6 protein-coding genes, 3 pseudogenes and 1 other annotated feature are annotated in these 5942 nt (G+C 39.3%); of the genes and pseudogenes, 6 read left to right on the forward strand and 3 right to left on the reverse strand.

Annotated features, from left to right (window positions below; translation table 11 throughout):
* Positions 1-259 precede the first annotated feature (259 nt).
* From GBI16_RS17255 to GBI16_RS17275, 5 genes and pseudogenes are all read left to right on the forward strand, one after another.
* Positions 260-881: pseudogene (locus GBI16_RS17255) on the forward strand (hypothetical protein); the annotation flags it as partial.
* 217 nt (positions 882-1098) lie between these two features.
* The gene (locus GBI16_RS17260; protein WP_120384582.1) at positions 1099-1389 is read left to right on the forward strand and encodes a type II toxin-antitoxin system HigB family toxin; all 291 of its coding nucleotides are present in this window, start codon (positions 1099-1101) and stop codon (positions 1387-1389) included.
* 1 nt (position 1390) lies between these two features.
* Positions 1391-1792, forward strand: a complete 402-nt coding sequence (locus GBI16_RS17265; RefSeq protein WP_120384583.1) for a type II toxin-antitoxin system HigA family antitoxin — start codon at positions 1391-1393, stop codon at positions 1790-1792.
* Between the two features lie 440 nt (positions 1793-2232).
* Positions 2233-2295, forward strand: a pseudogene (locus GBI16_RS19065) (type II toxin-antitoxin system HicA family toxin); the annotation flags it as partial.
* Between the two features lie 2 nt (positions 2296-2297).
* On the forward strand, positions 2298-2597 hold the full coding sequence (locus GBI16_RS17275; protein WP_120384584.1) for a type II toxin-antitoxin system HicB family antitoxin: 300 nt from the start codon (positions 2298-2300) through the stop codon (positions 2595-2597).
* A 580-nt stretch (positions 2598-3177) separates the two neighbouring features.
* Here GBI16_RS17275 and GBI16_RS17280 read toward each other — a convergent pair.
* Genes GBI16_RS17280 through GBI16_RS17290 form a run of 3 tightly spaced genes read right to left on the reverse strand, consistent with a single transcriptional unit; the run spans position 3178 to position 5336 of the window.
* A complete protein-coding gene (locus GBI16_RS17280; protein WP_151707543.1) occupies positions 3178-3396 on the reverse strand; it encodes a hypothetical protein in 219 nt (72 codons plus the stop codon).
* 3 nt (positions 3397-3399) lie between these two features.
* Positions 3400-4695 (reverse strand): Y-family DNA polymerase, encoded by a 1296-nt coding sequence (locus GBI16_RS17285; protein WP_151707544.1) that lies wholly within the window; start codon positions 4693-4695, stop codon positions 3400-3402.
* 14 nt (positions 4696-4709) lie between these two features.
* Entirely contained in the window at positions 4710-5336 is a 627-nt protein-coding gene (locus tag GBI16_RS17290; protein ID WP_004637145.1) for a LexA family transcriptional regulator, read from the reverse strand.
* A gap of 203 nt (positions 5337-5539) precedes the next feature.
* Between GBI16_RS17290 and GBI16_RS17295 the strand changes: the two are divergent.
* A pseudogene (locus GBI16_RS17295) lies at positions 5540-5942 on the forward strand (transposase); the annotation flags it as partial.
* Positions 5815-5931: a sequence feature (AL1L pseudoknot), on the forward strand. Its footprint overlaps the pseudogene before it by 117 nt.

The raw sequence follows: 5942 nt of genomic DNA on the forward strand, positions 1-5942 counted from the left end.
AAAACTGGATAATTATCCACCTGATATGACACGAAAAAGTCGTGAAATTAAATTAAGTTTTATCAATTCAGCATTTGGTAATGTAACTCTTTGTATAGTTTTTATATTGTTATTACATACAATTAAGCAAGAAAACCTGTGGATTTGAAAATAATTTCAGAAGTATTTGAATCAACAGAATCCAGTTAAAGTACAACTTCTTTCAAATCAGCTACGTATCAAATAACTTGAGCGTGAGAATAAAGAACTGCAACGGGCCAATGAACGCGATATTATCGTTTTCTCAATTACTTACGCAAAAGACCGTGATGGCCGCTTATCTATGAGTTTTGGTGCACTTAACCGTCAAGGTGGTCAGCGCCGTCTAAATGTAGCAATTACTCGCGCTCGTCAAGGATTACATGTTTTCTCGACCTTAAGTCCAGAAGAAATTAATTTGGCACGCACCAATAGTGAGGGTGTAAGGGATTTAAAAGACTTATTAGTTTTTGCTCGTAGTGGTCAGTTGCATTTAAATTATGTTGATCAAAACAAACAGCAGACTAAAAAAAGAATTTGTACAGTACTTACAGAATAAGCTTCAAGAAAAAGGTTGGAGCGTGGACCCCGGAATAGGTCAGGGCGATAGCTGTGTAGATCTAGCTATTAAAGATGACTTGCATACAGATAGCTATATTGTAGGTATTCTAGTCGATGGTGAAAATTATGCAAAAGCAGCTACAGCAAGAGACCGTGATCAGCTCAGACCAACAGTATTAAATGGGTTAGGCTGGCAGGTATTATCAGTGTGGACAGTTGATTGGTGGCTAGATCCAGAGCAGAACTTAACTAAATTGGTAAAAGCATTGGAAGAGATCAAAATAAATCAACAGGTTGCTTAAATTGTCTGAAACCTTTGTGATGAAAAGCATGATTTAAATCAAGTCATTGACGGGGAAAAGTCAGATCAATGAACAGGCATTTTTAAGGTCATCAGATTAAGTGAATTCTGATAATGAATAAAGCGCCGTTTGGCGCTTTATTCATCCTAGCCCCTCAATATTGCAAAATGCGATAATTGGTTTATACTTGATTTATAGCAAAATGCGATAAAATGTTATGCATGTGATCACCCACGCTCGAATTATAACAGCAATGCACAAGTGGCCACAGGCTGAAACGGCATTAGATGGTTGGTATCGAACCATAAAGGCAAACGATCCGAAAGATTTTGCTGAGATGAAGCAGCTCTTTCCAGCGGTCGATAAAGTTGGAAAGTTCCATGTGTTCGATATTGGCGGGAACAAGATCCGACTTATTGCAGTCGTGATGTATCAGGCGAAACGTGTGTATATCCGTCATGTCTTGTCCCATAAAGAATATGACAAAGGTCATTGGAAGGAAGGTTAGTATGAACGCGATGATTAAACAGGCCGTAGACCACTGGCACTACGTTGCACCATTGCTCAGCAAGCCAGAAAATGAAGACGACTTTCATACACTTGTTGAAGCTTTAGATGAACTTTTAGATACCGTTGGTGATGATGAGTCTCATCCTTTAATGGGGCTTATTCTTCAGCTTGGTGATTTGGTTTCTGATTATGAAAATGAGCATCTTCCTATGCCTAAAGGGGATGGTCGCGCTGCTTTGGCTTTTTTGATGGAGCAACATGGTTTAGGTCAGTCTGACTTAGCAGAGGTTGCAACCCAATCTGTGATTTCTGAAATTTTAAGTGGTAAACGCCAACTGAATATTCGTCATATTAAGGCATTGTCTGAGCGGTTTAATGTATCGGCAGATACGTTTTTCTAAAAGATAGGGCGCCGTGAGGCGCTCTATTAGTAATCAATTTGAATTTCTTGTTAGTCTTGATATTTCAATTTACAAAGTCTATGTGCCTATAATCGCTTTATTCCTTCGTTAAGAATCACAAAAACGGTAATAAATAAAAAACCACTATATAAAATTATCATTGAAATACTGCCCATTGTAGCTTTACGCAGTAAAGTTTTTTGCTTTTCTGCACTTAATAAAGTGAACCGTACTGAGTTTGTCGGAGACAAACTTTCTTGACAAATATGGCAACATTCTAACGCCACTTTATAGTGTTGCGTATAATTACACAATGAATAGCAAAGACATTATTAATTCTCTAGAGCAGGAAGGCTGGTATAAAGTGGGAGATAAAGGCGGAGCATGAGAAATAAAAGCATCCTGTAAAATCTGGTCATGTTGTAGTTCCTCACCCGAGGAAAGACATGCCGATTGGCACTTTACGCAATATTTATAAACAGGCTGGTTGGGAGTGGAGGTAAATATGTTATATCCAGTATATGTTCATAAAGATGAAGATACTGCATACGGCTTAACTTTTCCTGACTTTGAAGGGTGTTTTAGTGCAGCAGATGAAATGCAAGATATTCAACGCATGGCGCAAGAGGCTGTAGAGCTTCATTTTGATGGTGAGGATTTGAAATTACCAAAACCATCAAGCCCTGAACAATGGTTGGGTGATGAGCGATTTCAAGATGGGTTCTGGTTGTTGATTGATATTGGTACAAGCAAAATCAGTCCGTATCAATGTCAGTATGTCAGAGTCTTTGGTCAAACATATTGATGCTGTTGCAAAAAGACAGCATTAAAGTCGATCTGCCTTTTTGGCAAAAAGTGCAGAATTAGCACTACACGATTAAGATCTTAAGAGAGCAACCACCCGTCTACATGGCGGGTTTTTTGGCTTAATTTATGAAAAATACCGATCTTCTTAGCGCTGATAAGGGATATGGCTCGAAAGCTTTGAGAGAGCAGATAGAAAGAAAATCCACAAAATGTTAAAAATCATGCTAGAAGATGAACTCTGGTTAAAATAGCCTAAGCAAACTGAAAAGGGGGAATTGTTTAGAAATCTCTCTGGTTATAAGTAAACTGTCTTTATGAAAAGCATCATGCTGACTTTGATTCATAATAAGGGGAATTTAAAAGCTTTAGCATCACAGTTTGATCACTGGATTTACGAAAATGGTGTAAAGATTAGCGTTTTGGTAAATCAATGAGCTAAAGTGTTGTAGTCCAAACCCGATCTGACAGTTACCCATTTTTTAGTGGGTCTGTTAGGTTAAATTTGAGCTAAATTTTTCTCAGCCCAAATTCATTTCCAATCAAGTAATGTTTCAAGTGGTGTGTGATCACTGCACAACTTAATTTACTGTTCCCAACACAGGTATCAACTTAGGTCCAGCCATCCTTGCTTTGCTAATAATTTTAACCAACTCATCATAAGTCAGCTCAAACTTATCTTCGCTATCAAAAACATAAACCATATTTTTGCCTTCATGTTCAGGTGGAGTAGGCGGTACAAATCGTTTCGGGATTAGGAGTTGAGTAATTTGTTCGTCAGTTAATTTAAATAAGTGCATGTTTTATCCTACTCTTGGTAAGTCAGACCATTTTGTTAAATATGATGGTGATCTAAGGTTTTGATTCATGTGCCATGAGGCTTCTTGATTGTTAGCAATGCCCAATGTGACGAGATTCTTCCCAAACCTTTCACTGATGGCTTCGATTGCATCTGAAAGTTTTTCGCGTTCATGCCTATGTGAATAGTCCGTGAATAGATCGGGTACAAATTTGGATTTATCTGTAATTTCGAGCAGCACGATTCCCGCCTTTTTATACTTAAAACCCTTCTTAAATATCTTATCGATACCCTTCATTGCTGCCTTGGTGATGAGTAATAAGTCGTCTGTATGCTCATGCATCTGAACCACGATATATGGCGAGTAGCGCTCGGACTTATCAAAGCGACTGGTTTGGATATAGACCCCAATCATTTTGCAGATTGAGCCATCTTCCCGCATTCGCTTTACGGCTCGAGCAACATAAAGCCGGACAGATGCTTTGATGTCATCCATTTCATAGACTGGGTTCCCATATGAACGACTGCTGATGATTTGCTTCTTCGCTACCGCATCATCACTCAGGTCAATACAAGAAAGGCCTTGTAGCTCAAGCACCGTCTTTTCCATCACGATACTGAACTGCTTTTTGATTTCTTTAGGATTGGCATTGATCAGATCTAGAACAGATTGAATACCCATGGCATTGAGCTTCTTGCAGTTCTGCCTGCCAACGCCCCAAACTTCGGATACATTCACTTGTGCGAGTAGCATCTCTGTAGAGCACGGGTCCATATGGGCCAGATTACAGACCCCATTGAAGAACTTGTTCTTTTTGGCGAGATGATTGGCAATCTTGGCTTCAGTTTTTGAGCGGCCGATTCCAATGCAGCAGGGTAGTCCTAACCAACGCCAAGCTTTAACTCTCATATCTTGCGCATAATCGGTCAGGTCAAATAGATGCTCATAAGCTGTGAGCTTTAGGAAACATTCATCAATGGAATAGACCTCTTGGTCTCCTGATGCAACATAGTCCCCAAGCAGCTCCATAAAGCGCTTGGACATTTCGCCATATAAGGAGAAATTACTTGATAGCACCTGAATGTCATGTTGCTTGATCAGGTCCTGAATTTGGAATACAGGAACACCCATCTTGATGCCGAGATCTTTCGCTTCCTGACTTCTGGCCACGGCACAGCCGTCATTGTTACTGAGCACAATAGTAGGGCGATCATTCAAGGCAGGATTAAACACACGTTCACACGAGACGTAGCAATTATTCACGTCAACTAACGCAAATATCTCATTTTCACTTTTCATTTTTATTCTTCTTTTTATGAACGGTGATGAATACGTTTTAAATTAAAAGTCACTACACCCCAAATAGATATTGTCTGACTGTCGTTGGGAATGATGTGATTGTATCTAGGATTCTCAGCTTTTAACCAAAGGTCTGGAAGAGGGTAGTCTTCATCTCCGAAAATCTCTTTGATTTCAGACTTAGACATCTTGCTTGTAATCATTAACCGCTTAATTGTCGAAGCACTATTATCAATTAATGCAATTACGATATCGTAGTGCTTTGCTTCTATACTGCGATCAACAATGATCGGATCATTAATCTCAAAACCTGCATCAAGCATCGATTCACTGTCTACGTAAGCGATAAATGTAGAAATAGGGTTATGAATAAGGAATTCATTCAGATCGAGTGCTTTATCTTGTTCATCCTTGATACTAAATGCAGGACCAGCAGGAATGCGCTCTAAAGAGACTGGAATTGAGACTTTGGATTTGGGTAGTACTGCGGTTAACCCTAATTTCTCAACAAGTTCATTTTGAACAGCGATTTGCTCTAGAACTGTATTGATGGTAGGGCTTGGCTTACCCTCTGGACCCATGAGCTCTTGCAAAGATGACCATGCGTCATCAGAGAAGTAGATAGGCAACTTCTTAGACATGTGATACTCCTACGCTACGGTGGCGTGTTTGGAAGTAGAATTTGTCTAAATATGATATTACTAACAGGGATTAAAATTCAAATTTAAAAAGTTGTGGATAAACAAGGAGAAGTCAAAATAAGTCGTTTTGTTTCTGCTCATCGCGTGGAAAAGTGAACCGTACCGGGTTTGTCGGAGACTAACTTTCTTGAGAGAATGTTCCGATGAAAAAACCTAAATATACCCCTGAAATCAGAGATAGAGCGGTTCAATTATTGATTGAATCCGAAAAAGATTATCCATCGAATTGGGCTGCAATCACAGCTATTGCACCCAAGATTGGTTGTACTCCTGAAACATTACGTGTTTGGCATCAAAAATATCTGGATAAACAAAATCCAGTTAAAGTACAGCAGCTTTCAGATCAAGAACGTATTAAACAACTCGAACGTGAAAATAAAGAACTGCAACGTGCTAACGAAATTCTACGTAAAGCAGCTGCTTTTTTCGCCCAGGCGGAGCTCGACCGCCCACACAAATAATGGTGGATTTCATCCATAACAATAAAGACTTATATGGTGTTGATGCGATTTGTAGGATTTTACCGATCGCAGCTTCAACCTATTA

The organism is Acinetobacter sp. TUM15064 (genome assembly GCF_008980265.1).
Lineage (GTDB): Bacteria > Pseudomonadota > Gammaproteobacteria > Pseudomonadales > Moraxellaceae > Acinetobacter.

Coding starts and splice junctions, on each gene's coding strand:
- GBI16_RS17260 (WP_120384582.1), top strand. CDS start 1,099: ATGCATGTGATCACCCACGCTCGAATTATAACAGCAATGCACAAGTGG.
- GBI16_RS17265 (WP_120384583.1), top strand. CDS start 1,391: ATGAACGCGATGATTAAACAGGCCGTAGACCACTGGCACTACGTTGCA.
- GBI16_RS17275 (WP_120384584.1), top strand. CDS start 2,298: ATGTTATATCCAGTATATGTTCATAAAGATGAAGATACTGCATACGGC.
- GBI16_RS17280 (WP_151707543.1), bottom strand. CDS start 3,396: ATGCACTTATTTAAATTAACTGACGAACAAATTACTCAACTCCTAATC.
- GBI16_RS17285 (WP_151707544.1), bottom strand. CDS start 4,695: ATGAAAAGTGAAAATGAGATATTTGCGTTAGTTGACGTGAATAATTGC.
- GBI16_RS17290 (WP_004637145.1), bottom strand. CDS start 5,336: ATGTCTAAGAAGTTGCCTATCTACTTCTCTGATGACGCATGGTCATCT.